The sequence below is a fragment of the Pseudomonas sp. genome (genome assembly GCF_035512415.1).
In the GTDB taxonomy this organism is placed as follows: Bacteria; Pseudomonadota; Gammaproteobacteria; order Pseudomonadales; family Pseudomonadaceae; genus Aquipseudomonas.
Window position 1 is genome coordinate 462,730 of sequence record NZ_DATKDZ010000013.1, and the last position, 21,610, is coordinate 484,339.

Consider the following 21,610-nt stretch of genomic DNA (forward strand, 5'->3'; position numbering starts at 1 on the left):
CGCAAAAAATCAGTGTAATCCGGCTGCCTTTTAGCTCCAGCGTTTGAAGATCAGCGAGGTATTCACTCCGCCAAAGGCGAAGTTGTTGTTCATCACGTACTGGTGGCTCATCTGGCGGAATTCACCGCGCAGGTAGTCCAGCTCGCCGCAGGCCGGGTCGATATTCTCCAGGTTAAGCGTCGGCACATAGCTGTCCGCGTTCATCATTTCGATGCTGAACCAGGACTCCAGCGCGCCGCAAGCCCCGAGGGTGTGGCCGAAGTAGCTCTTCTGCGAGCTGATCGGCATCTGGCTGCCGAACAGCTCCTGAGTGGCCTGGGTTTCCGCGACATCGCCTTGGTCGGTGGCGGTGCCGTGGCCGTTGACGTAGCCGATGGCGGAGGGCTGTAAACCGGCATCCTGCAGCGCCAGCTCCATCGCCCCGCGCATGGTCGCCTGCACCGGTTTGGTGGCGTGCTGGCCATCAGCGTTGCAGCCAAAACCGACAATTTCGGCGTGGATGGTGGCGCCACGGGCCAGGGCGTGTTCCAGCTCTTCGAGTACCAGAATGCCGGCACCTTCGCCGATCACCAGGCCATCGCGGCCGCTGTCGTAGGGGCGTGGCGAGGTGTGTGGGGCATCGTTTTTCAGGCTGGTGGCGTACAGCGCATCGAACACCATGGCTTCGGTGGGGCACAGCTCTTCGGCACCGCCGGCGAGCATCATCGGTAGGCGGCCGAACTTGATCGCTTCATAGGCATAGCCGATGCCCTGGCTGCCGCTGGTGCAGGCGCTGGAAGTGGGGATCAGGCGGCCCTTGAGGCCGAAGAAGATGCTGATATTGGCTGCCGTGGTGTGGGGCATCATGCGGATATAGGAGTTGGCATTCAGGCCGTCGGCCACCGAGTTGAGCAGCATATTGCCGAACGCCTTGATCTCATCGGTGCTGCCGGTGGAGGAGCCGCAGGCCACGCCCATACGGCCGTCCTTGATCGATTCGTCGCCGAGCAGGCCGGCGTGTTCCAGCGCGCGTTCGGCGGCGTACACCACCAGCTTGGAGACCCGACCCATGCTGCGGGTCTGCTTGCGGTTCCAGTGTTTGGGTTGCACGAAGTCATCCACCGGGCCGCCGAGGCGGGTGTTCAGCTCGCTGAACCTGTCCCACTCGTGCATATAGCGGATACCGCTCTTGCCGGCCTTGAAGTTCGCTTCAATCGTCGGCCAGTCGCTGCCCAGCGAGGTCACGCCGGCCATACCGGTGACTACAACCCGTTTGCATCCGCTCATCAGCACAACCCACCGTTCACCGCGAGGACCTGGCGGGTAATGTAGGCCGCCTCCTCGGACATCAGAAAATTCACCGCGCCGGCCACTTCTTCCGGGGTGCCCATACGTTGCGCCGGGACCATCTTGAGGATTTCCTCGATTGGCACATCGGCATCGAGAATCTCGGTATCGATCAGCCCCGGTGCCACGCAGTTGACCGTGATCTTGCGCTTGCCCAGCTCGATCGCCAAGGCCTTGGCCGCACCGATAACGCCGGCCTTGGAGGCGCTGTAGTTGACCTGGCCGCGGTTGCCGATCAGCCCGGACACCGAGGTGATGCAGACGATGCGTCCGGCCTTGCGCCGTCGCACCATGGGCATGGTCAGCGGATGCAGCACGTTATAGAAACCGTCCAGATTGGTGCGCATGACGATGTCCCAGTCCTCTTCGCTCAGCGCCGGGAAAGCACCGTCGCGGGTCAGGCCGGCGTTGCACACTACGCCGTAGTAGGCACCGTATTGCTCGACATCGGCCTCCAGTGCGGCGCGGCAGGCGGCTCGATCGGACACGTCGAACTGCAAAATGCGCGCCTGCTGGCCCATCTCGATGATCTGCGCCTGCACCGCTTCGGCTTCATCGCGGCGGGCGCGGCAATGCAGCACGATGTCATAGCCGCTTTTGGCCAGACGCAAGGCAATCGCCCGGCCGATGCCACGACTGGAGCCGGTGACCAGAATGGTTTCGCTCACGGCTGCTTGTTCGCTCATGGCTGCGTTCCTTGAAATTCTTCCTGAAGATAGCTGGCCACCTGAGGTGGGCGGAATACGTTAAGGCGGGCCAAGGCCTCGATGCCGGGGCCGCGCAGGTGGCACTCGAACACACCCATGCCGTTGTCATCCTGCAGCGAGCGGCTCGCATGGATATGCAGCTCGGCTCCTGCCGGGAAGCGTTCGACGTTGCACTCGTACTTGCGCGTGCCGAGCAGAAAGCCCAGTTCGACCGGCTCACCGCGCAGGCGCGCCTGGCAGCCGGCGTAGGCGGCGACGCTCTGCGCCATCAGCTCGATGCCAACCCAGGCCGGCAGGCTGCCGTCATCCAAGTTAAACAGGCCGCCGTTGCGGATGGTCAGCAGGGTTTCGATGTCCTCATCGCCAAAGCGCAGCACCTGGTCGATCAGGATCATATCGCCGGCGTGGGGAATCAGTTCGGCGATTGGCCATTGGCTCATAGCTGCTCTCCTGGCGTTTCGCCTCGCTCTTCACCCTGCTCTTCACCCAAGAGCAGGCTGATATTGTTACCGCCAAAGGCGAAGGAGTTGCTCATCAACCGGCGTGGGCGCGTGTTGCTCAGCTGCGTGCCGGGCTGTACCAGATTCAGTGCCGGCAAGGCCGGATCGGCCTGGTCATCCCACAGGTGCGGTGGCAGCAACTGCTGCGGGTTGTATTCGCTCAAGGTCAGCCAGCAGAAGGCGGCTTCCAATGCGCCTGCCGCACCCAGCGTATGCCCGACCAGGGGCTTGCTGGAGGAGCAGGGCACGCCGTGGGGGAAGATCGCCTGCACTGCCTGGCTTTCCATGGCGTCGTTGTGGGTGGTGGCGGTGCCGTGCAGGTTCAGATAGTCGACCTGATCAGCGCTGATCCCGGCTGCAGTCAGGGCTTTGCGCATCGCCGCCTGGGCGCCGAGGCCGTCGGGTTGCGGTGCGGAGATATGGTGGGCGTCGGAGCAGGCACCGCCGCCAAGCAGGGCGATTGATACGGCACTCCGGGGTACGGCGGCTGCACCACCTAGCTGCTCTCTGGTCATTGGCTCTTTGGTCATAAGAAAGAGCGCCGCGCCTTCGCCGATATTGATGCCATGGCGATTGACGGAAAACGGGTTGCAGCGCTCGGCCGAGACCGCTTCCAGGGCAGAGAAACCATTCAGGGTCAGGCGACACAGGCTGTCCACGCCGCCGCAGATCACCGCCTCACATACACCCAGGTTAAGCAGGCGCTGCGCGCTAAGCAGCGCCCGCGCGCCCGAGGTACAAGCGGTGGAAATGCTGAAGCACGGTCCGCTCAAACCCAGCCAGTCACTGAGAAAATTTGCCGGTTCAGCCAGCTCCTGCTGCGCGTAGTGATAATGCGCCGGCAACTCGCCCTCGTTGAGATAGGTGGCGATGCTCTGGCTGGCTTCTTCGATGCCCGAGGTGCTGGTGCCGAGTACCACGGCAATGCGTTCGGTGCCGAAACGGCTGATGGCGGCGCGCAGCTCAGGTTCGATTTCCAGCGCGGCCGCCAGCAGCAGCTGGTTATTGCGGCTCGGCGGATGGCCCGGCAGATCGGGTAACTCCGGCAGGCCACCGGGCACAGCACCGACTGTTAGTGTGCGCTCGGCTACCCAGCCGCTTTGCGCCTGCATGCCGCTGCTATCGCCGGCAAACAGCGCCGTTGCCACCGCCTGCTTGCCTTGGCCGAGGGCGCAGTTAAGGCCCAGTGCGTTGAGGTAAATCGGCATCAGGGAATCTCATCATCGGCGAGGGCATAGACCCGGTAACTCAGTACCTGGCCCTGGCTCAGGGTGAAATCCAGGGGCGCACGGTAGTCGATCAGCCAATGCGGGTTAAGCCGGCGCTGACCGTCGGCCAGTTGCTGCCAGGCTTCTGGCGCATAGCTGGCGGGCAGCTTGTCGATAGGGGTGAGGGCGAACAGCAGGGCGGCGAACAGCTCCTGCGCTTCGCTATTGGGCGGCAGCAGGCCATCGGCGCGCCACTTGCCATCCTCCAGCAGTTGCCGCGCCAGGGGCATGCCAAGGGGATCGAACAGCGACCAGCGCAGCGCCGCTTGCTCGGCCTGCACCACCAGCCACCAGGTTTGCTGATCCGCACCTTGCTGGCGTTCGACGCGCAGCGCGGCGGGCAGTGGTGCGCCGAAGGTTGGGGCAGTCAGCGGCAGCGGCGTGCGGGCGGCGCATGCGCTCAGCAGCAGACAAAGACCGAGCAGGGCGATGCGTTTCATACAGGGTTTGCCTCGAGCGGCTTGCGTGCCACCACATTGACCAGGGTTTCATTGCGTTGGCCGACCGGCTTGGGCTTTAACAGCCCCCAGCGTTCCAGCAGGCCGAAGTCCTTGGAGCGGCTCCACCACAGATAGGGGTAAGAGATATTACTGGCATCGAACGCGAAGCCCTGGCCGCGCAACATAGCCAGATAGCCGTCGGCGCTTTTCTGCACATGCATGGGGTGGCGGAACAGCCAGCGGATCACCCAGGTGTCGATGTAATACTGGGTGGATTCGGCAAATAACAAATAACCGCCGGGCTTGAGTACACGCCAGAACTCGGCTAGGGCCTGCTCCTGCTCGACCAGATGATGGAAGGTCTGGTGGCAGAACAGCAGGTCGACGCTGGCGTCCGCCAGGTCGATGGCCGCGCAGTCGCTGGCGATCAGTTGCACATCCAGGCCCAGGCGTTCCGCCTCGGCACGGGAACAATCGAGGCTATGCGGGTCGGCATCCAGGCCGATTATCCGCGCAGGCGCAAACGCCTCGGCGAGCAGGCCGAACGATTTGCCCTGGCCGCAGCCAGCATCCAGCAGCACCGGCGCTTCTGGCAGCGGACCGGCGAACAGGCCGCGCAGATCATTGATCGCCACGCGCAGCACATGGTGGTGCCAGACGTGGCTCTGCAAAAACCAGAAGCCGAAGCGGGTTTCCTCGACGTAGGTGGATGAGACGGCGGTGGTTTCGGGCATCGACTGTCCTTAGTTGAATCTGTTTACGAGCTTGCGAGCTAGAGCCATACAAGGCGCTACGTTAGTAACAGCCTCCGGCTGGTCAAGCAGGCGAGGAAGCGGAGTTTACTGGTGTAAATGAGCATTCCGAGCCTGTTTTTAACGCAGTAGGGCCGACGCGCAGCTGCTCGTAAATAGGTTCTCAGTTGTTGGCGCAGAGTTCGGCAAGTACCCGCAGGCGCCGCTTCGGTTCGGCGACATAGGGGTTTTTCTCATCCCAGGCGTAGCCGGCGAGGATCGAGCTGATCATCCTGCGGATTTCCGGCTGGGCTTTCTCGAAATAGATCACGTCCTGGAAGCTGCCGTCGTACCAGCCCTCGACATACACGCGGAAGGTGTCGACGCCGCGCTTAAGTGGAATAGCAAAATCATGCTCCCAGTCCACCACCTCGCCGCTTAGCTGCCGGTGCAGCACACCGGCGGCCATGCTCGCCGAACGCATGGCGATGGTCACGCCCGAACTGAACACCGGGTCGAGAAATTCCGCTGCATTACCGAGCAGGGCAAAGCCTGGGCCGTGCAGGGTTTTGACGTTGGCCGAGTAGCCGCCAATGGTTCGCGCCGGGGTATCCCAAACAGCATTCTTCAGCACCTTGTGCAGGCTGGGGGTCTCTTCAATAAATTGCTTGAGGCAGGCATCCAGATCATCCGGGCGACCCTTATAGAGGTCGGCCTCGGCCACCACGCCGACCGAGCAGCGGCCGTTGCTGAACGGAATGGTCCAGAACCACACATCGCGTAAGGTCGGGTGAGTGGTGATCAGAATCTTCTCGCGGTCGAAACCGGTGCCTTCGCTGCGGTCTTCGACGTGGGTGAACACCGCCTGGCGCACCGGGAAGCTCGACGGCGTGTCGAGGTCGAGCAGGCGCGGCAGCACGCGGCCGTAGCCGCTGCCGTCGAGGACGAAGGCGCATTCGACCTGATACTCGTGGCCATCGGCGAGGCGACGTACGGAGAGGCGCGGGCAGTCGCCGCTGCGCGCGCCACTAAAATCGACGGCGAAGATTTCCTCTTCATAGCGAATTTCCACCCCCTGCAATTCGGCCTGGTCGGCCAGCAGTTTGTCGAAGTCGGCACGCAGCACCTGATAGGTCGAGCCCTGACCCTTGGTAAAGGTGTCGCGGAAATCGAATTCGGTGTAACGCTCGCCCCAGCCGAAAGCTGCGCCATGCTTGGTCTGGAAGCCCGCAGCGCGAACCGCGTCGAGCATCCCGGCTTCTTCGACGAAGTCCAGGCAATGCGACAGCAGGCTTTCGCCGATCGAGAAGCGCGGGAAGCGCTGCCGCTCCAGTACCAGCACGTCATGGCCATTGCGCTTGAGCAGCGCCGCGGCAATCGCTCCGGACGGGCCGGCACCTATCACTACGACTTGGCGTTGTTCGACTTCAAGAGACTTCATAGCGACTTCTTGCCTCGGGATTGGCTGCGGGGGAACCGGCCAGGGCCGGCAACAGGGTCGAGATCAGGCCCATCAACATTAGGGCGAAATACAATGCCGGGCTGATTATCTGCTGTTGCAGCAGCAGATTGAGAAAGATGATTTCAGTCAGGCCGCGGGTATTGAGCAGCAGGCTTTCGCGCCACTGCCCCGCATAGGCGCGCAGCTGCCCGGCGGCCCAGCTCAAGCCCAGCCAGTTACCGGCCAGTTTGCTGATGATCGGCAGCAGCAACAGCGCGCCGAACTGCCAGGCAGAATACGCCAGCCAGGCGTCGTGCCAGTCGATCTGCAGCAGGCCAAAGGCCAGAATCAGTGGCACCGCCAGCCAGGTTTGCAGCCAGCGCAGCAACCCGGCGGGCAGCGGCAGGCGCAAAGGCAGACGCAAGGCGGTGAGTAGCAACAGATAGGCGATGCCGAACACCAGGGCATTCAGGTGCAGTTGCTGCATCAGCAACAACAGGGCGAGAAAACAGCTGCCATTGAGTAGCGCGGAGCGCAGCGGCAGCAGCTTTAACAGCAGCGGCAGGCCGGCGGCCAGCAGGGGCCAGAGCAGGGTGGCCGGATCGCTGCTGCCCTGAGCCAGGCCGAAGATCAGCCAGCAGAGCAAATCCATAATGATTGCCGCCTGCAGCAGCTGGCGGATCTTGGCCACCGGGTAGCCGAGGTGCTGCAGGTAGAGAAACAGTACCGGAATGGCGGTCAGGGCAAACAGCAGGCCCACGGCAATAGTGGCCAGGCCGCTCTGCTCTGGCAGCAGCCAGAAGGCGCAGGCCAGGCCGCAGAAGAACGGCACAAAGAAACTCGGCAGGGCGATCTGCAGGCTGCCGGGTTCCAGTTGCAGATCGACTACATCACTGAGGATATGCCCGAGCAACAGACAGAAGGCCACGCCATACAAGGGCTCCAGCCACACAGGTGCAAGCAGCTCGCGGGCGCCGAAGCCCAGCGGCGTGGTCCACAGCATTAGCAGCGGCAGGCCCAGGGTGGCCAGCAGCAACTGGCTGACAATCGGAATCAGGCGCAGGCGTTTGCCCAGCCAGGTCACCAGGGCAAATAGCGCGAGCAATGCCAGCCAGGCCAGGGCGATGGTCATATCGCTTGCGCCTGGTTAGCTGTGGTCTGCCGAGTTCCGGCCCAGGGCGCGAGCAGAAAGCAGAACAGCAGACCGAGGCTGATAGCCAGGCCGAAGTTGGCAATCGCCGGGGTGTCGCTGATCAACAGCAGGCCGAACGACAGCCAGCTGGTCAGTGCCGAGAGCAGGGTGCCGAGCAGACTGACGGCCGGCCCGCCGATGTTCTCGCGCATCAGAATGGCGTAATCGACGCCGATGGCGGTGATCAGCAGCAGGCCGAACAGGCTGAACAGGGTCAGCGGTTGGCCCAGCCAACCGAGGCAGGCCAGTGCCGCTAGCGCCGCCAGCAGAGGCAGGCAGACCACCCGCAACGCGCCGCCGAGGCCGAATGGCAGGCACAGCAATAACAGGATGGCGATTGAGGACAGCAGTTTTAGTTCGGCGGCGCTAAGTTGGGTGGCGCTAAACAGCGCGTTGAGTTCGCTGATTCGATCAACCAGCTGCACCCCCGGCAAACCCTCAACCAGCGGCTTGAGTTCGCTGCTGTTGCTGAGTCCTTGCAGGCTGACCAGCCCGGCCACGCCAGCGGCTCCGTCTTTGTTATGGGCGCCCAGCCATAGCGGTCGCCAGGCCTCACCCAGGGGGCTGGCCAGGGCTTGTTCAAGGCTTGCCTGGTTGTTCTGTTGGAGTTCCAGCAATTCGTTATGCAGCGCGGCCGGCGGGATGCCCAGATCAAGCAGAGGCTGCCAGTGTTGCGGCAGTTCGCTCAGTGCAGTGCGCAATTCCTGCAACTGACTGTCGGGTGCGACCAGTTGGCTTAGGGCACGGTAGTCACGCAACTGACCATTCTGTATTGCCTGATCCAGACGCTGACTCAGCGCGGCCTGGCGCTCCAGCAACTGCTGCGGGTTAGCGGCGCGCACCAGAAAGAACTGGCTGGTGGGCTGCTGTCCGGTCAGCTCGGCGATGCGCTGAGCTTCGGCCAACAGTTGCGGCTCCTGGCCGAGCCACTGGCGCAGATCATTTTGTGTATGCAACTGCCACAGGCCGCCGGCGCAAAACAGCAGCAGCAACGCCAGCAGCGGCGCGCTGCCGATCTTGGCTAACAGACGTGTCCGCCCCGCCAGCAGGCGTTGGCTAAAACTCAGCAGCTGCGGCGATGGGCTTAGCCGTAGGCCGCGCAGCCAGGCCGGCAGCAGGCAGACCGAGCACAGGTAGGCGGCGATCAGCCCTGCAGCGGAGAACAGTGCGACCTGGGTCAGCGCCGGAAACGGGGTAAAAGCCAGCGCCAGGTAGCCGATCAGGTTGGTGCCCAGACTCAGGCTCAGGCCCGGCAGGGTGGCGCGCAATGCGCCCCAGCTAGTCCAACCGTCTGCGCCCTCGGCCTTGCTCCAGCTCTTGCTTAAATAGTGCTGCGGGTAATCGGCGGCCACTCCGACCAGGCTGGCACCCAGCACCAGGGTCAGGGCGTTGATCTGGCCGAACACCAGCACGCAGGCGGTGCAGCCGGCCAGCAGGGCCATGCCAATCGGCAGCAGGCTGACCAGCACCCGCACGCGGCGGAAGGCCAGCAGCAACAGCAGCAGGGTGCCGAGGGTGGCACCGCCGCCAATCAGGCTGATCTCGCGGGTGGCCTTGGCCTGGCCAGCGGCGGCGTACAACACGCCGCCGGCCGCCAACAGTTGCCCGCCGGCTGTTTCGATCTGCGCGCGGGTGTCGGCGACTTGCGCGGCAATCAGCGGCGGTTCCTGCATATCAAAGGCGCTGCCCTGGGCGCTGGCGCGCAGCAGGGCCCAGGTCATGCCCGGCTCTTCCAGCAGCAGCACGCCGCTGCTCAGGTCGGCCTGGATACGGCTGCCGGGATTCAGCGCTTGCTGCGCGCGTACGCCCAGGCCCAACCAATCCTGCTCGATGGGCAACAGGCTAAAGCCGGCGAAGGTGTCGAACAGCTGGGCGGTGCGTTGTTCGATCAGCTGTTGCGGTTGCTCCAGCAATAGCTGGCGATCCGCCGTCGGCAGCAGGGGCAGGCGGTTGTTGCGCAGATAGTCGCGCAGCGCGCCGAGGTCGCTGTCGACGCTCCACTGCACCTGAGCGAAGCGCCCGCTACCGCGCCACTGCTCGCCAACCTGCTGCGCCAGGGCAATCGCCTGTTCGCGCTGTGGGTGGCCAATCAACAGCAGCAGGTCGCGGTTTAGCGGTTCCTGCATACGTTGTTCGGCCTGCTGCACCAGGGCGTCGCCACTGCCGGCCGGCAATAGCGCGAGAATATCCGCGGCTACGGGCGGGCCGTTGCGCCACTGCCAGGCGGCGAGCGCCAGCAGGGCGGCGAGCAGCAGCAGAAAGCCGCGCGGCAGCCAGCGTTCACTGGGCAAAGTCGCGTTGCTCCTGCTCGCTCAAGGCCTCGCTGGCCTGGCTTTCAGGCAAGCGCAGCACGCTGCGGTCACCCTGGGTTTCATGCAGCTCGATGCGCTGCACCAGCGCGCCGCCATCAATCTGAATGCGGCTGAAGATCTGTTTGAGCAGCACCGAGTTCGGCACCAGGCGCAGTTGCCAGGCCTCGGCCGTGCCGCTTAGTTGCAGCTGGAAGTCTTTGGACAGGCCGCTATGGTCGCCCTTGAGCACGGCGAGAAACAGCCGGCTCTGCTGGGCGGCGACATCCTGGCCAGGCTGCTGTTGCCAGCCGCTGGGCGTGCGTTTGGCGATGCCCTGGCTATCGATGCGGTAATCCTGCTTGAGTGGGCTTTGCAGCTGCCAGAGCAGGCCAAGGTCGCGGCTGAGGACGAACTGGCCACGACTGGTCAGCGGCTGCGGCAGGGCGCGTAAGTGCTTTTCCTGAATCAGCGGGCCACGGACCACGGCGGGCTTGGCCAGCTGGGCGCTGAGCTGGTCAAGGTCGAAGGCGTAAGCATCGGATGCCAGAAGCAGCAGAAACGCCAGTTGTAGCCCGGATGCAATCCGGGCTACGAGGCCAGCACCGCGTTGGGTATCGCAAAGCTCAACCCAACCTACGGGGTTGAGTGCGCGGCTCAATCCGGCCCAAAGCCTGTTCACGCCAACACCTTCTCAACGGCGTCGATCAGCACCTTGGGCGAAGCAAACTGCATCTCGCGGGTGGCGATTTCCACCGCTACCTGCACGCTGCTGCCACGGGTTATGCGCTCGCCGCTGGCGGCATCGGTGATCAGGTAGTTGATCTTCAGGCGGTTCTCCCACTCCACCAGATCGGCGCGCACGATGATCTTCTGGCCGAACTGCGCGCCGCGGATATAGCGCAGCTGCAGGTCGATCACTGGCCAGGCGTAGCCGGCGTCACGCATCTGCACGTAGTTGTGGCCGAGCTTGTCGAGCAGGGCGCAGCGCGCTTCTTCGAAGTATTTGACGTAGTGGCCGTGCCACACCACTTCCATCATGTCGACGTCGAAGAACGGCACCACCAGCTCGATCTCGGCTTGTAATACGCCTTTGCTACGCATGGGCGGCTCCTTGGCGGGTGGTGCGCACGGCGCACCCTACGCGGTGTGCGGCGCTGGTCGTAGGGTGCGCTGTGCGCACCAGGGCAAACTTATACATAAAGGTTCCAGTGCTGCGCGCGGATACGCACCAGGCACAGACGCAGCTCGGCTTCCAGGGCGCGGTCTTCGATTACCGGGTGGAAGTCCACGGCCAGCTGTTCACGCATGGCGGCGACGGGTGCAGGGATATCGATCTTGCCGTCGCGCTGGCGCAGCCATACGCCCTGGTTGGCGGCCAGCAGGGTGGCGGCGGCGACCTGCTCGGTCAGCTCCAGGCTGCGCAGGGCATCGCGGGCGGCGATGGTGCCCATGCTCACCTTGTCCTGGTTGTGGCATTCGGTGGAGCGCGAGAACACGCTGGCCGGCATGGTGTTTTTCAACGCTTCGGCGGTCCAGGCGCTGGTACCGATCTGCACGGCCTTGAAGCCGTGGTTGATCATCGCGCTGACGCTTGGCGCGCCGGACAGGTTGCTCGGCAGGCCGTGGTTGTAGCGGGTGTCGACCAGCAGGGCGAGCTGGCGGTCGAGCAGGTCGGCGACGTTGCCCACCAGGTTTTTCAGGCTGTCCATGGCGAAGGCGATATGCCCGCCGTAGAAGTGTCCGCCGTGCAGTACGCGCTCGGCTTCGGCGTCGATCAGCGGGTTGTCGTTGGCGCTGTTCAGTTCGATTTCGATAAATTGCCGCAGCAGGCCCAGGCTATCGGCCAGTACGCCGAGCACATGCGGCGCGCAGCGCAGCGAGTAGCGGTCCTGCAGGCGGTGCAGTGGCGCGGTCGGCGCGTCGATGGCCAGATCCTGACGCAGCCAGGCGGCGACCTGCATCTGCCCCGGATGCGGCTTGGCGGCGAACAGGCGCTCGTCGAAATGCTCCGGGTTGCCTTCCAGCGCCACCACGTTAAGCGCGGTGATACGCGTGGCCAGCTTGAGCAGGTAGTCGGCGCGGGAGAACGCCTGGCAGGCCAGGGCGGTCATCACCGCGGTGCCGTTCATCAGCGCCAGGGCTTCCTTCGGCCGCAGGGTCAGCGGCGTCCAGCCCAGCTCGCGGTGCACATCGGCGGCGCTGCGGCGTTCGCCTTTAAACATCACTTCGCGTTCACCACTAAGAGTGGCGGCGACATAGGACAGCGGCGTCAGATCGCCGCTGGCGCCCACCGAGCCTTCTTCCGGGATCAGCGGCAGCACGTCAAATTCGAGAAACGCCTGCAGGCGTTCCAGCAGTTCCACGCGCACCCCGGAGACGCCCTGACACAGCGACTGCAAGCGTGCGGCGAGCACGGCGCGGGTGCTGGCTTCATCCAGCAGTTTGCCCAGACCGCAGCCGTGGAAGGTGTAGAGGTGACGTGGCAGCGCCTCGACCTGGTGCAGCGGCACGGCCACCACGCAGGAGTCGCCGTAGCCGGTGGTGACGCCGTAGATCACGCCTTCCTTGTCCAGCAGGCTGTCGAGAAAACGCGCGCCCTTGGCGATTTTTTCGCGGTAGGCGGCATCGCTTTGCAGCTGCGCCGGGGCGCTGCGGCTGGCCAGGGCGACAACCTGCTCGATGCTCAAGGGGCGCTCGCCAAACACGATGGGATCAGGCTGATTTGTCGTCATCTTCATTCCAGAACGGGTAGAAATTGAACCATTGCAGGGGCGCATCCAGGCAGCGTTGCGCGAGCTGGTCGGCGTAGCGCTGGGTCCAGTGGCGGATCACCTCGTCCCGTTCGCTGCGCTTCCAGTGCAGGCGCTCGGCGAAGGGTTCGATGATCACCTGATAGCGTTTGTCGATTTTCAGGCAGTGAATCAGATTGACCGGGCATTGCAGCAGTCCGGCCAGCAACCACGGGCCTTGCGGGAAGGCGGCGGGCTTGCCGAGAAAGTCCACGCTGACCTTGCGGCTGCCCTTGAGCGGCACGCGGTCGCCGGCAATCGCCAGCCACTCGCCGCGCTCCAGGCGTTCGGACAATTGCAGCATGATCGCTGCGTCCAGCTCACTGACCTGAATCAGCCGCAGGTGGGTGGCACCGGCCTCGCCCAGCAGGCGGTTGAACTGTTCGGCATGTTTGGTGTGCACCAGCACGTTCATCGTTACCTGCTCACCAAGTTCGGCGAGGGCGCGGCAGACTTCCAGGTTGCCCAGGTGCGCGGCCACCAGCATCTGCCCACGGCCCTGCTGGTGCAGCTGCGCGCAGGCGTTGCCCGGGTCGATCAGGGTCACCTGTTCCAGGCCGAGCTTGCCGTTCCACACATCGAGCTTGTCCAGCAGGGTGTCGGCGAAGCTTATAAAGTGGCGGAACACGCTGTGCCGGGTCGGTTGCAACTCGGTGCGGCCGCTCCAGTTGGCCAGGTTGCGCTGGTACTGGCGGATGCTGCGCCGCGCCTTGGCGCCGAACAGATAGAAATACAACACGATCAGGTACAGCAGCGGGCTGATCAGCCGGCGGCCGAGCAGGCGCGCCAGCAGCGCGGTGAATTTCATCAGGATAAAACTGCCGCGCTCGCGCTGCCCGGCCCAGTGCTGCTGGCCACTCATGCGCGGCACCTGCGCCAGAGGATTTGCGGCGCGCGCAGCAACATGCCGAAGAACAGCTTGGCGTGCATCTTCGAGATCAGCGCGTTGTCGTGCCACAGGCGAAAGTGCGAGAGGCCATCCAGCGGGTAATGCACCTTGGTCGGTAGCCAGTGCATCGGCTGATTGCGCCAGGCCAGGCGCACCAGAATCTCGGTGTCGAAATCCATGCGCTTGCCGATGTTTACCGCGTCGATCAACGCCAGGGTGGCCGGCAGCGGGTACACGCGAAAGCCGCACATGGAGTCGCGGATGCTCAGCGACAGGGTGTTGATCCACACCCACACATGGGTCAGGTAGCGCGCGTAGAGGCGGCCTTTCGGCACGCTTTCGTCGTATTGCGGGTAGCCGCAGATCAGCGCCTCAGGGGCGGCCTGCGAGGCGTTGATGAAATGCGGCAGATCACTGAGGTCGTGCTGGCCGTCGGCGTCTACCTGCAGCGCATGGCTAAAGCCCAGGCGCGCCGCTTCACGCAGACCGGCCATCACTGCGCCACCTTTGCCCTGATTGACGGGCAGACGCACTAGATGGGTATCGGGCAGTGTGGCCAGCTGATCCATCACCGCTGCGCAGGCCGGGCTGGAGGCATCGTCCACCAGCACGCAGGGCAGGCCGGCCGCGCGCAGGGCATCGACCACCAGCGGTAGCGCGTGCTCGTGGTTGTAGACCGGGATCACCGCGCAGGGCTTATGCACTGGCAGCTCCCAACAATATGCGCCCTGAGGAGCAGGGGGCTTCGCCATTGCGGAAGGCGAAGTACAGCTTGCCGCGCGCCGCGTCGAAACGCAGGGTCAGCTGCAGCTGATCGCCGGGGCGTACCAGTTGCTGGAATTTCAGCACTTCCATACCGCTGAAACGCGGCGGCAGGTCCTTGATCAGGCTGCGCGCCAGTTGCTGCGCCCAGTCGACCTGCACCACGCCCGGCAGCACCGGGGTCTGCGGAAAGTGGCCGGTGAAGTGTGCGAGGTCCAGCGGCACCACCATCTGCAGCTGCCATTCGCCGTCCTGCTCGACAACCGACAGTGGCTCCACCTGGGTTGGGCGTGGCTCGGCCAGCAGTGCTTCGACCGTGGCTTGCGCCAGTTTGCCCTGGTTGTTGTAGGGCAGCTGAGCGAGCAGGCGCCAGCGCCGGGGCAGGGCGATGGCTTCGCAATGGTTGGCCAGATGGCGGCGCAGGGTTTCGGTAACGGTCTTGCGCCCCTGGTTGCGCAGCGCATGCAGGCCGGCCGGGCTCAAGGCCACCAACGCGCCGAGGTAGGCGCGGCCTTCCTGCACCACGCCCAGGCGTGCGTCGCTGAGCCATTCGTGGCTACTTAGCGCCTGTTCGAGCATGGGCAGGGAAATACGTTTTTCTTCCAGTTTGATAATCCGGTCCAGGCGGCCGCGCAGGGTGAAGCGGCCATCGGCCTGCAGCTCCACTGCATCGGCGGTCTGCTCGCGGTGGCCGGCCGGCAGATAGGGCGAGGTCAGGTGCAGGGCACCTTCGGCGTTCTGCCCCAGTTCGATGCCGGCGAAGGGCGTCCACAGCTCACCGCCCTGACGCCAGGCGATACCGCCGGTTTCCGAGCTGCCGTAGATTTCCGTGGGCCATTGGCCAAGCAGGCCCTGCAGCTCGGCAGCGGTTTCGCTCGGCAGCGCGCCGCCGGAGGAAATCACCTGACGCACGGCACGTAGTGCATTCCAGTTGAGGTTATTGCCCATGCGCTTCAACAAGGCAGGGCTGGCCACCCACACAAAGTCAGTGCCACAGGCCAGACTTTCACGTTGCAAGTCTTCGGGGAACGGCTGGGCGCGGCGCAGAAAAGCGCGGCCGGCGCACAGCGGCCAGAGCACGCGAAACAACAGGCCGTAGATATGCTGGGTGGCGACGCTGCCGAGGATGGTCGCGTTGCCCAATTGCTCGCCCCATAGCTGTTCCAGGGCGGTCACTTCATTGGCCAGCTGGCGCAGAGATTTGTCGATCAGCTTGGCTTCGCCGCTGGAGCCGGAGGTGCACAGGGTCAGTCGGCATTGGTCGAGATCGAGCGGGGCCGCTGGCAGCGCAACGCTTTCGGGACTAAGCAGGCTATGAATGCTGTCCAGCCAAAGGTCGCACTGCGTGCTGAGGCGCCGACGGGTCTGCGGCTGGGCATCGCCCGGCAGCAGCACGGTAATACCGGCGCGCCAGGCGGCCAGCAGGGCAATCGCCAGTTCGCCGGCATCGTCGAGATAGAGTGCCAGGCGTTTTACGCCACGGCCTTGCAGCTCGGCCGCCAGCTGCAGGGCGTGCTGGCGCAGCTGGGGTTGATCCAGATCCGCAGTTACCGCGCGACCTGCGTGGGCTTCGAGCAGCAGGTGCTCGAGGGGCAGCCAGTTCATTCATGTCTCCTTACATGCTGGCGCACCAGCCATTCACCGGCAAACAGCAGGCCCATCAGGCCATAGGAAATCAACCCGGTGTACAGGGTCCACCAACTCAGCGGGGCCCAGAAATTCAGCGCCACCACCACCAGGCCGTTGGCCAGAAAGAAACCGGCCCAGACCGCGGTGACCAGGCGTGTGTAGCGTATCGCCACCTCCGGCAACTGCGGCTCGGTCAGACGCGCCAGGCGTTCGATCAGCGGTGGGCCGAACTTCAGGCTCAGGCCGAACAACGCCAGCAGCAGACCGTTGAGCAGTACCGGATACCAGCGCAGCAGCGCGGGCTCACCGGCGAGACCCAGCAGCAGGCAGAAGCCCAGGGCCACCGCGGTCATCCAGCGGTTGCCGGGCTTGCCCCATTGGCTGAGCGCGCGGGCCAGCCACAGGCCGCCGAGCAACGCGGCGAACAGGCGGGGCGACAGATGCTCCATGCCGTAATACACGGCAAAGGGGTAGAGCAGCCCCACCAGCAGCAGGAGCAGGCCCAGTAGGCGACTCATTATCCGGCAGCGGGTGTATTGACCAGCTGCAGCACCGCCTCGACCACGTCGCCGACGGTGCGTACCGCCTTGAACTCCTCGGCTGCCAGCTTCTTGCCGGTCTGGCGCTTGATATGGTCGATCAGGTCGACGGCATCGATGCTGTCGATCTCCAGGTCCTGGTAGAGGTTGGCGTCCAGGGTGACGCGCTCGGCATCCAGTTCGAACAGCTCGACCAGGGCGTCGCGCAGGGTGGCGAAAATATCTTCACGGGTTTGCATCGGCGGCTTCCTCAGGCGGTCTGTTGCGATGACACGAATGCCGCCAGGCTGGCTACGTTGGCAAAGTGCTTGCGGGTGTCTTTGGCTTCGGCGTCGATCTTGATACCAAAGCGTTTCTGGATGGCCAGGCCGAGTTCCAGGGCGTCTACCGAATCCAGGCCCAGGCCCTCGCCAAACAGGGTCAGGTCGGCGGCGATATCTTCGGCAGCCATGTCTTCGAGGCCCAGGGAGTCGATAATCAGGTTTTTAATTTCCAGCTGTAAATCGCTCATCTTTGGCGAGCTCCTTCATAAAGTGTTGGTGCAAAACATCGTTGAGCTTGCGCGAGGCTATCGGCGGCGGGCCCATAAGGTTGAACTGTTGCGGGTCAATATCCTCGCCTACGCGCAGGCGCAAGTGGAAACGACGCGACGGAATGCTGTACCAGGGCTCGGCCTTGGTCAGGGTGGTGGGGCTGACGCTGATCACCACCGGGGTGACCACATGCGCGCCACGCAGGGCGATGGCCGCTGCGCCGCGGTGAAACTGCGGGCTTTGCCCCGGTGTAGTGCGCGTACCTTCGGGGAAGATCACCAGGGTCTGGCCGCTTTGCAGGGCAGCGGCCGCCTCGTCGAGCATGTCCATGCTGCCGCTGTTGCTGATGTAGTGTGCCGCGCGCAGTGGCCCGCGCATGCTTGGGTTATCCCACAGGCTCTGTTTGACCACGCAGTTGGCGTCGCGAATAAAGGCGATCAACACCACCACGTCGATTAACGACGGGTGGTTGGCGATCACCAGTTGCCCGGGACGGCCCAGTCGCTCGATGCCCTCGACCTCATAGGTCAGCACGCCGCTGCGGTACATAAAACGCACGAACAGGTAGAAGGTCTTGCTCACCACCGCGCGGGCACGGGTGCGCCGGCTCAGGGCATCACCCGGCAGCAGGGCGAGCAGGGGAAAGATCAGCACGCGCAGCAGCACGCCGCCGAGGCCGAACAGGCTGAAGCTCAGGGCCGTGGCGATCAGCCGCCACACATAGGGCGCGCTGTAACGGCTCAGGCCTTGTTGCGAGACCATATCCATTGTCGGCTCTTCCAGTGGTGGTGCAGGGTGGTCTGGTCGCTGCACAGGGCGCGTACCAGATTGATCGCATGGGGCCACTCGCTGGCCGGGCCTGTGGCGCTGAGCAGTTGCAGCTGCCAGTCGCTGCCCGCCGTCAGCAGCAGGGCGACGGCGTAGGGAAAGGGCACGTCGTCGATAAAGGGGGCGTATAGCTCGGGCGGCGTTTCCTCGCAGATCACCAGCAGCACCGCCGGGGCCCCTTCGGCCAGCAGGCCGCAGGCTTCCAGCACGGCGTGCTCCAGGCCATCGCCGGTGGCGGCCAGGGCGGTCATTTCGCTGGTGTCGCCACGCTGGATCGACCACAGACCGATAATCGCGTTATGCACCGAGAGGCTGAACTGGGTCGGAGACAGCGGTTCGCCGTGGGCCAGGTCGGTAAGAATGGCCAGGGTGCGTGGGGTTTCGCCGTGGCGGCAGGCGAAGACCATGGGCATCGGGCCCTGAACCTCCGCCAGGGGCCAGGCGACGTGGAAGGCCATGCGCGCCAGGCGGCTCAGGCGGCGGCGCTGCATGGCCGGGAGAAAGCTGACATCGGGCTGTGCGTCGCTATCAGGCAGGCGTGACGGCGTCCGATGCCAGGCGCACCAGTCGTCCGTGCTGTCCAGGCCGGGAGCCCAGGCACGCCATTGTTCAATCCTGAATTCGGTCACGCGGGAGGCTCTTTCCGGCCCTGTACTGGGTGTTCACGCCTGCGGTCGTCAGGCATGCCAGCGAGGGCATTGGCAATGCACATGGCGAGGTGCCGGCATTATCCCGTCCGCGGCGGCCCTAAGCAAATCGGCTGTGTGGCGTTCTGACCGGAGGTGTCGGCTTGTTTGCCGAAAATCTCCCCCTTGTCATGTAGTTTGCATAGAATTCATCACCATTTCGGTGCTTATTTGCGGTTAGGGGGGCGTTTTATGCGGCGGGTGATCTTCAATCAGAAGGGCGGGGTGGGTAAATCCAGCATTGCGTGCAACCTGGCGGCGGTAAGTGCCTCCCAGGGCTATCGCACCCTGTTGGTCGATCTGGATGCCCAGGCCAACTCCACCCACTACCTGACCGGCTTGACCGGCGACGACATCCCCATGGGCATCGCCGAGTTCTTCAAGGGCACCCTGAGCAGTGGTCCGTTCGGCAAGAAGGGCACTGTGGATATCTACGAGACCCCCTTCGACAACCTCCATGTGGTCACCGCCACCGCCGAGCTGGCCGACCTGCAGCCCAAGCTGGAGCAGAAGCACAAGATCAACAAGCTGCGCAAACTGCTGGATGAGCTGAGCGAGGATTACGAGCGGATTTACCTGGATACTCCACCGGCCTTGAACTTCTATACGGTTTCCGCGCTGATAGCCGCTGACCGGGTGCTGATTCCCTTCGACTGCGACAGTTTCTCCCGCCAGGCGCTGTACGGCCTGCTGCGTGAAATCGAGGAGTTGCGCGAGGACCACAACGAAGGCCTGGAGGTCGAGGGTATTGTGGTCAATCAGTTCCAGCCGCGGGCCACGTTGCCGCAGCAGCTGCTCGACGAGCTGATCGCCGAGGGCTTGCCGGTATTACCGGTCAACCTGATGAGTTCGGTGCGGATGCGCGAGTCCCACCAAGCCTGCATGCCGCTGATCCACCTGGACCGCAACCACAAGCTGACCCAGCAGTTTGTCGAGCTGCATGACCTGCTTAATAGCGCGGACTGAACCGCGCCTAGACAATAAAAAAGCTGCCTAGGCAGCTTTTTTGTTGTGCGCAGAAAACCTAGCGAACGACGTAGATATCGCAGGGAGCCTTGTGCAGGAAGTGCTGTGCCAGGCTGCCGAGCAGGGCTTGCGACAGTGCGCTGCGGCCATGGCTGCCGAGCACCAGCAGTTCGGTCTGCTGGGTTTTCAAGTGCCCCTGCAGGCAGCGCAGGATGCCGCCCTGTTGCACCGAATGGCTGAGGGTCGGGCCATTGGCTGGCAGGTTCTGCTGTTCGTCCTGGAGCAGCTGGTCGATCAGCGCCTTCTGTGTGGCCAGTTGCGCTTCAACCTGCTGCTGGGTGCCCTTGTCCGGCTCGAACACGTGCAGGGCGTGCAGCTCGGCGGTTTCCGGCAGCAGGCGGTAGGCCTGGCCGAGAGCGCTGCAGGCGCACAGGGAGAAGTCGATAGCCGAGAGGGCGCGCTGATAGGGCTGGAAATCGTTGCGGGCCACCAGCAGCAGGGGCACCGGGCAGCTACGTGCGATGCGGTCGAGGCTGGTGCCGGAGAAGAAGTCATGGCGCTGATGATGCGCGCCGAGTACCAGCAGGTCGTACTTGCCTTCGGTCAGTTGCTGCAGCACCACTTCCGAGGGCTTTTGCCCGCTGCGGATCAGCAAGGTGGTTCCGGGCGGGGCGTACTGGGTCAGGCTGCGATCCAGGGCCTGCTTGGCCTGCTCATGCTCCTGACTGCTCTTGCTCGGGTCGAGCACATGCAGCATGGTCAGCTTGGCGTTGAACTGCTTGGCCAATTGTGCGGCACGGCACAGGGCCATGTCGGCAGTGTCGCGTAGGTCGTGGGCGATAAGAATGTGCGTGGGCATGCTCGGCTCTCCTGCCGATACATGTCGGCAAATTTATTGTGACATCGAGAGATAGCTGGTCTTTTGACCTATGGCAAGGTCAGGCGTCAGCGGGCGCGTAATTGGTACAGGCCGCGACTCTCAACCACTACTTCACCACTGTCATCGGTTAGCTGCAACTGTAAAACATACTCGGCTTTGCCTTGTTCTGTTGCCTGCTTTTGCAGGTGCTGAATTTCTTCGACGGAAAGCCGCGCTTCGACCCGAATATCGCCGGTTGCCGGGCGACGAAAACGCAGGTTCATTTCCTTGATGATGGGGTAAAAACGCTGGGCGTCGAAGCTGGTAAGAAACAGCGCGCCGCCGGGGATCTCGGCCAGGGTGAACAGCGCGCCAGCGTACATGCTGCCGATATGGTTCTGGTTGCCGGCCAGCGGCATACACAGGCGCACATGGCCGGGCTCCAGCACCTCGGCCTTGAGGCCGCTGCGTTGGACAAAGGCGATCTGCTCTTCGGTAAGTTGGCGAATCAACTCGGCTGGCATCGACATGGTCTGGCTCCACACTTAATTATTGTGCAGCCAGCCTAAGGCCTAGTCGAAGGCAGAGTAATGACCGCAAGGTCGCGCAGGATTGACCGATCCGCTCAGAACCTGTGTGCGATACCGCGAGCTAGAGTCCTGCAAGGCAAAAACAGGCGAGGAAGCGGAGTGTACTTTTGTACATGAGCATTCTGAGCCTGTTTTTAACGCAGCAGGGCCGACGCGCAGCAAATCGCCAATAGGTTCTCAGATGCCCTGCTGACGCAACCAGCCGAGCAATTGCGGCAAGGGCAGGGCACCGCTTTGCCGGGCGATTTCGACGCCGCCCTTGAGCAGGATCAGGCTGGGGATCGAGCGGATGCCCATTTCCGCGGACAGTTGCGGGTTGGCTTCGCTGTCCAGCTTGGCCAGGCGGCAGTGGCCTTGCAGCTGGCTGGCGGCCTGTTCAAAGATCGGCGCAAAGCTGCGGCAGGGTCCGCACCAGCTGGCCCATACATCGATCAGCAGCGGCAGATCACCCTTGTTTTGCGCGTCGAAGCTGGCTTGGGTCAGCTCGAAGGGTTTACTCGGCAGCACCTCGGCCTTGCAGCGGCCGCAACGCGGCGCATCGCCCAGGCGCTCGGCAGGGATGCGATTAAGGCCGTTGCAGTGCGGGCAGGGGATCAGCAGGGGATTGTTCATCGGCGGCTCCTTGGGCTATTGCGGATAGATGG

24 protein-coding genes are annotated in these 21,610 nt (G+C 63.8%); 1 reads left to right on the forward strand and 23 read right to left on the reverse strand.

What is annotated here, in order from left to right:
• Positions 1 to 30: 30 nt before the first annotated feature.
• The 20 genes from VMP31_RS07710 to VMP31_RS07805 all read right to left on the reverse strand — a co-directional run bounded on the left by VMP31_RS07710 (position 31) and on the right by VMP31_RS07805 (position 18,494).
• Positions 31 to 1,266 (reverse strand): beta-ketoacyl-ACP synthase, encoded by a 1,236-nt coding sequence (locus VMP31_RS07710; protein WP_325505709.1) that lies wholly within the window; start codon positions 1,264 to 1,266, stop codon positions 31 to 33.
• Positions 1,266 to 1,994 carry a 3-oxoacyl-ACP reductase FabG gene (gene fabG, locus VMP31_RS07715; RefSeq protein ID WP_325506124.1) on the reverse strand — a complete coding sequence of 243 codons (729 nt, stop codon included), beginning with the start codon at positions 1,992 to 1,994 and terminating at the stop codon, positions 1,266 to 1,268. Before fabG ends, VMP31_RS07710 begins: the two co-directional genes overlap by 1 nt.
• Before the next feature lie 14 nt (positions 1,995 to 2,008).
• The gene (locus VMP31_RS07720) at positions 2,009 to 2,473 is read right to left on the reverse strand and encodes a hotdog family protein (RefSeq protein ID WP_325505710.1); all 465 of its coding nucleotides are present in this window, start codon (positions 2,471 to 2,473) and stop codon (positions 2,009 to 2,011) included.
• Positions 2,470 to 3,741 carry a beta-ketoacyl-[acyl-carrier-protein] synthase family protein gene (locus VMP31_RS07725; RefSeq protein WP_325505712.1) on the reverse strand — a complete coding sequence of 424 codons (1,272 nt, stop codon included), beginning with the start codon at positions 3,739 to 3,741 and terminating at the stop codon, positions 2,470 to 2,472. Before VMP31_RS07725 ends, VMP31_RS07720 begins: the two co-directional genes overlap by 4 nt.
• On the reverse strand, positions 3,741 to 4,241 hold the full coding sequence (locus VMP31_RS07730) for a hypothetical protein (RefSeq protein WP_325505714.1): 501 nt from the start codon (positions 4,239 to 4,241) through the stop codon (positions 3,741 to 3,743). Before VMP31_RS07730 ends, VMP31_RS07725 begins: the two co-directional genes overlap by 1 nt.
• Positions 4,238 to 4,975, reverse strand: coding sequence for a class I SAM-dependent methyltransferase (locus VMP31_RS07735; RefSeq protein ID WP_325505715.1), 738 nt, complete (start codon positions 4,973 to 4,975; stop codon positions 4,238 to 4,240). Before VMP31_RS07735 ends, VMP31_RS07730 begins: the two co-directional genes overlap by 4 nt.
• 181 nt (positions 4,976 to 5,156) lie before the next feature.
• A complete protein-coding gene (locus VMP31_RS07740) occupies positions 5,157 to 6,413 on the reverse strand; it encodes an NAD(P)/FAD-dependent oxidoreductase (RefSeq protein ID WP_325505717.1) in 1,257 nt (418 codons plus the stop codon).
• A complete protein-coding gene (locus VMP31_RS07745) occupies positions 6,400 to 7,545 on the reverse strand; it encodes a sodium:proton antiporter (protein WP_325505720.1) in 1,146 nt (381 codons plus the stop codon). Before VMP31_RS07745 ends, VMP31_RS07740 begins: the two co-directional genes overlap by 14 nt.
• Entirely contained in the window at positions 7,542 to 9,896 is a 2,355-nt protein-coding gene (locus VMP31_RS07750) for a hypothetical protein (RefSeq protein ID WP_325505722.1), read from the reverse strand. The genes VMP31_RS07745 and VMP31_RS07750 overlap by 4 nt, the downstream gene beginning before the upstream one ends.
• On the reverse strand, positions 9,886 to 10,479 hold the full coding sequence (locus VMP31_RS07755) for an outer membrane lipoprotein carrier protein LolA (protein ID WP_325506126.1): 594 nt from the start codon (positions 10,477 to 10,479) through the stop codon (positions 9,886 to 9,888). The genes VMP31_RS07750 and VMP31_RS07755 overlap by 11 nt, the downstream gene beginning before the upstream one ends.
• Positions 10,480 to 10,571: 92 nt before the next feature.
• Complete coding sequence (locus tag VMP31_RS07760; protein ID WP_325505724.1) at positions 10,572 to 10,997, reverse strand: acyl-CoA thioesterase; 426 nt, start codon at positions 10,995 to 10,997, stop codon at positions 10,572 to 10,574.
• A gap of 89 nt (positions 10,998 to 11,086) precedes the next feature.
• Positions 11,087 to 12,628 carry an aromatic amino acid ammonia-lyase gene (locus VMP31_RS07765; protein ID WP_325505726.1) on the reverse strand — a complete coding sequence of 514 codons (1,542 nt, stop codon included), beginning with the start codon at positions 12,626 to 12,628 and terminating at the stop codon, positions 11,087 to 11,089.
• A complete protein-coding gene (locus tag VMP31_RS07770; protein WP_325505728.1) occupies positions 12,609 to 13,547 on the reverse strand; it encodes a glycosyl transferase in 939 nt (312 codons plus the stop codon). Before VMP31_RS07770 ends, VMP31_RS07765 begins: the two co-directional genes overlap by 20 nt.
• Positions 13,544 to 14,278, reverse strand: coding sequence for a glycosyltransferase family 2 protein (locus VMP31_RS07775; RefSeq protein WP_325505730.1), 735 nt, complete (start codon positions 14,276 to 14,278; stop codon positions 13,544 to 13,546). The genes VMP31_RS07770 and VMP31_RS07775 overlap by 4 nt, the downstream gene beginning before the upstream one ends.
• Positions 14,271 to 15,941, reverse strand: coding sequence for an AMP-binding protein (locus VMP31_RS07780; protein ID WP_325505732.1), 1,671 nt, complete (start codon positions 15,939 to 15,941; stop codon positions 14,271 to 14,273). Before VMP31_RS07780 ends, VMP31_RS07775 begins: the two co-directional genes overlap by 8 nt.
• A complete protein-coding gene (locus tag VMP31_RS07785; protein WP_325505734.1) occupies positions 15,938 to 16,483 on the reverse strand; it encodes a hypothetical protein in 546 nt (181 codons plus the stop codon). The genes VMP31_RS07780 and VMP31_RS07785 overlap by 4 nt, the downstream gene beginning before the upstream one ends.
• Entirely contained in the window at positions 16,483 to 16,743 is a 261-nt protein-coding gene (locus tag VMP31_RS07790; protein WP_325505736.1) for an acyl carrier protein, read from the reverse strand. Before VMP31_RS07790 ends, VMP31_RS07785 begins: the two co-directional genes overlap by 1 nt.
• A gap of 11 nt (positions 16,744 to 16,754) precedes the next feature.
• Positions 16,755 to 17,015 carry a phosphopantetheine-binding protein gene (locus VMP31_RS07795; protein WP_325505738.1) on the reverse strand — a complete coding sequence of 87 codons (261 nt, stop codon included), beginning with the start codon at positions 17,013 to 17,015 and terminating at the stop codon, positions 16,755 to 16,757.
• Positions 16,990 to 17,805, reverse strand: a complete 816-nt coding sequence (locus tag VMP31_RS07800) for a lysophospholipid acyltransferase family protein (RefSeq protein ID WP_325505740.1) — start codon at positions 17,803 to 17,805, stop codon at positions 16,990 to 16,992. The genes VMP31_RS07795 and VMP31_RS07800 overlap by 26 nt, the downstream gene beginning before the upstream one ends.
• Positions 17,778 to 18,494: a beta-ketoacyl synthase chain length factor gene (locus VMP31_RS07805; protein WP_325505742.1), complete on the reverse strand. Its 717-nt coding sequence runs from the start codon at positions 18,492 to 18,494 to the stop codon at positions 17,778 to 17,780. Before VMP31_RS07805 ends, VMP31_RS07800 begins: the two co-directional genes overlap by 28 nt.
• 249 nt (positions 18,495 to 18,743) lie before the next feature.
• Here VMP31_RS07805 and VMP31_RS07810 point away from each other — a divergent pair, with 249 nt between their 5' ends.
• Positions 18,744 to 19,517 carry a ParA family protein gene (locus VMP31_RS07810; protein ID WP_325505744.1) on the forward strand — a complete coding sequence of 258 codons (774 nt, stop codon included), beginning with the start codon at positions 18,744 to 18,746 and terminating at the stop codon, positions 19,515 to 19,517.
• Positions 19,518 to 19,575: 58 nt separating this feature from the next.
• Here VMP31_RS07810 and VMP31_RS07815 read toward each other — a convergent pair whose 3' ends face one another.
• The 3 genes from VMP31_RS07815 to trxC all read right to left on the reverse strand — a co-directional run bounded on the left by VMP31_RS07815 (position 19,576) and on the right by trxC (position 21,578).
• On the reverse strand, positions 19,576 to 20,376 hold the full coding sequence (locus VMP31_RS07815) for a universal stress protein (RefSeq protein WP_325505746.1): 801 nt from the start codon (positions 20,374 to 20,376) through the stop codon (positions 19,576 to 19,578).
• An 86-nt stretch (positions 20,377 to 20,462) separates the two neighbouring features.
• Positions 20,463 to 20,906 carry a YiiD C-terminal domain-containing protein gene (locus tag VMP31_RS07820; RefSeq protein ID WP_325505748.1) on the reverse strand — a complete coding sequence of 148 codons (444 nt, stop codon included), beginning with the start codon at positions 20,904 to 20,906 and terminating at the stop codon, positions 20,463 to 20,465.
• A 237-nt stretch (positions 20,907 to 21,143) separates the two neighbouring features.
• Entirely contained in the window at positions 21,144 to 21,578 is a 435-nt protein-coding gene (trxC, locus tag VMP31_RS07825) for a thioredoxin TrxC (protein WP_325505750.1), read from the reverse strand.
• Positions 21,579 to 21,610 lie beyond the last annotated feature (32 nt).

Coding starts and splice junctions, on each gene's coding strand:
- VMP31_RS07770 (WP_325505728.1), bottom strand. CDS start 13,547: ATGAGTGGCCAGCAGCACTGGGCCGGGCAGCGCGAGCGCGGCAGTTTT.
- VMP31_RS07790 (WP_325505736.1), bottom strand. CDS start 16,743: ATGCAAACCCGTGAAGATATTTTCGCCACCCTGCGCGACGCCCTGGTC.
- VMP31_RS07725 (WP_325505712.1), bottom strand. CDS start 3,741: ATGCCGATTTACCTCAACGCACTGGGCCTTAACTGCGCCCTCGGCCAA.
- VMP31_RS07730 (WP_325505714.1), bottom strand. CDS start 4,241: ATGAAACGCATCGCCCTGCTCGGTCTTTGTCTGCTGCTGAGCGCATGC.
- VMP31_RS07815 (WP_325505746.1), bottom strand. CDS start 20,376: ATGCCCACGCACATTCTTATCGCCCACGACCTACGCGACACTGCCGAC.
- VMP31_RS07740 (WP_325505717.1), bottom strand. CDS start 6,413: ATGAAGTCTCTTGAAGTCGAACAACGCCAAGTCGTAGTGATAGGTGCC.
- VMP31_RS07760 (WP_325505724.1), bottom strand. CDS start 10,997: ATGCGTAGCAAAGGCGTATTACAAGCCGAGATCGAGCTGGTGGTGCCG.
- VMP31_RS07785 (WP_325505734.1), bottom strand. CDS start 16,483: ATGAGTCGCCTACTGGGCCTGCTCCTGCTGCTGGTGGGGCTGCTCTAC.
- VMP31_RS07735 (WP_325505715.1), bottom strand. CDS start 4,975: ATGCCCGAAACCACCGCCGTCTCATCCACCTACGTCGAGGAAACCCGC.
- VMP31_RS07720 (WP_325505710.1), bottom strand. CDS start 2,473: ATGAGCCAATGGCCAATCGCCGAACTGATTCCCCACGCCGGCGATATG.
- VMP31_RS07780 (WP_325505732.1), bottom strand. CDS start 15,941: ATGAACTGGCTGCCCCTCGAGCACCTGCTGCTCGAAGCCCACGCAGGT.
- VMP31_RS07710 (WP_325505709.1), bottom strand. CDS start 1,266: ATGAGCGGATGCAAACGGGTTGTAGTCACCGGTATGGCCGGCGTGACC.
- VMP31_RS07810 (WP_325505744.1), top strand. CDS start 18,744: ATGCGGCGGGTGATCTTCAATCAGAAGGGCGGGGTGGGTAAATCCAGC.
- VMP31_RS07765 (WP_325505726.1), bottom strand. CDS start 12,628: ATGACGACAAATCAGCCTGATCCCATCGTGTTTGGCGAGCGCCCCTTG.
- VMP31_RS07795 (WP_325505738.1), bottom strand. CDS start 17,015: ATGAGCGATTTACAGCTGGAAATTAAAAACCTGATTATCGACTCCCTG.
- VMP31_RS07820 (WP_325505748.1), bottom strand. CDS start 20,906: ATGTCGATGCCAGCCGAGTTGATTCGCCAACTTACCGAAGAGCAGATC.
- VMP31_RS07800 (WP_325505740.1), bottom strand. CDS start 17,805: ATGGATATGGTCTCGCAACAAGGCCTGAGCCGTTACAGCGCGCCCTAT.
- trxC (WP_325505750.1), bottom strand. CDS start 21,578: ATGAACAATCCCCTGCTGATCCCCTGCCCGCACTGCAACGGCCTTAAT.
- VMP31_RS07745 (WP_325505720.1), bottom strand. CDS start 7,545: ATGACCATCGCCCTGGCCTGGCTGGCATTGCTCGCGCTATTTGCCCTG.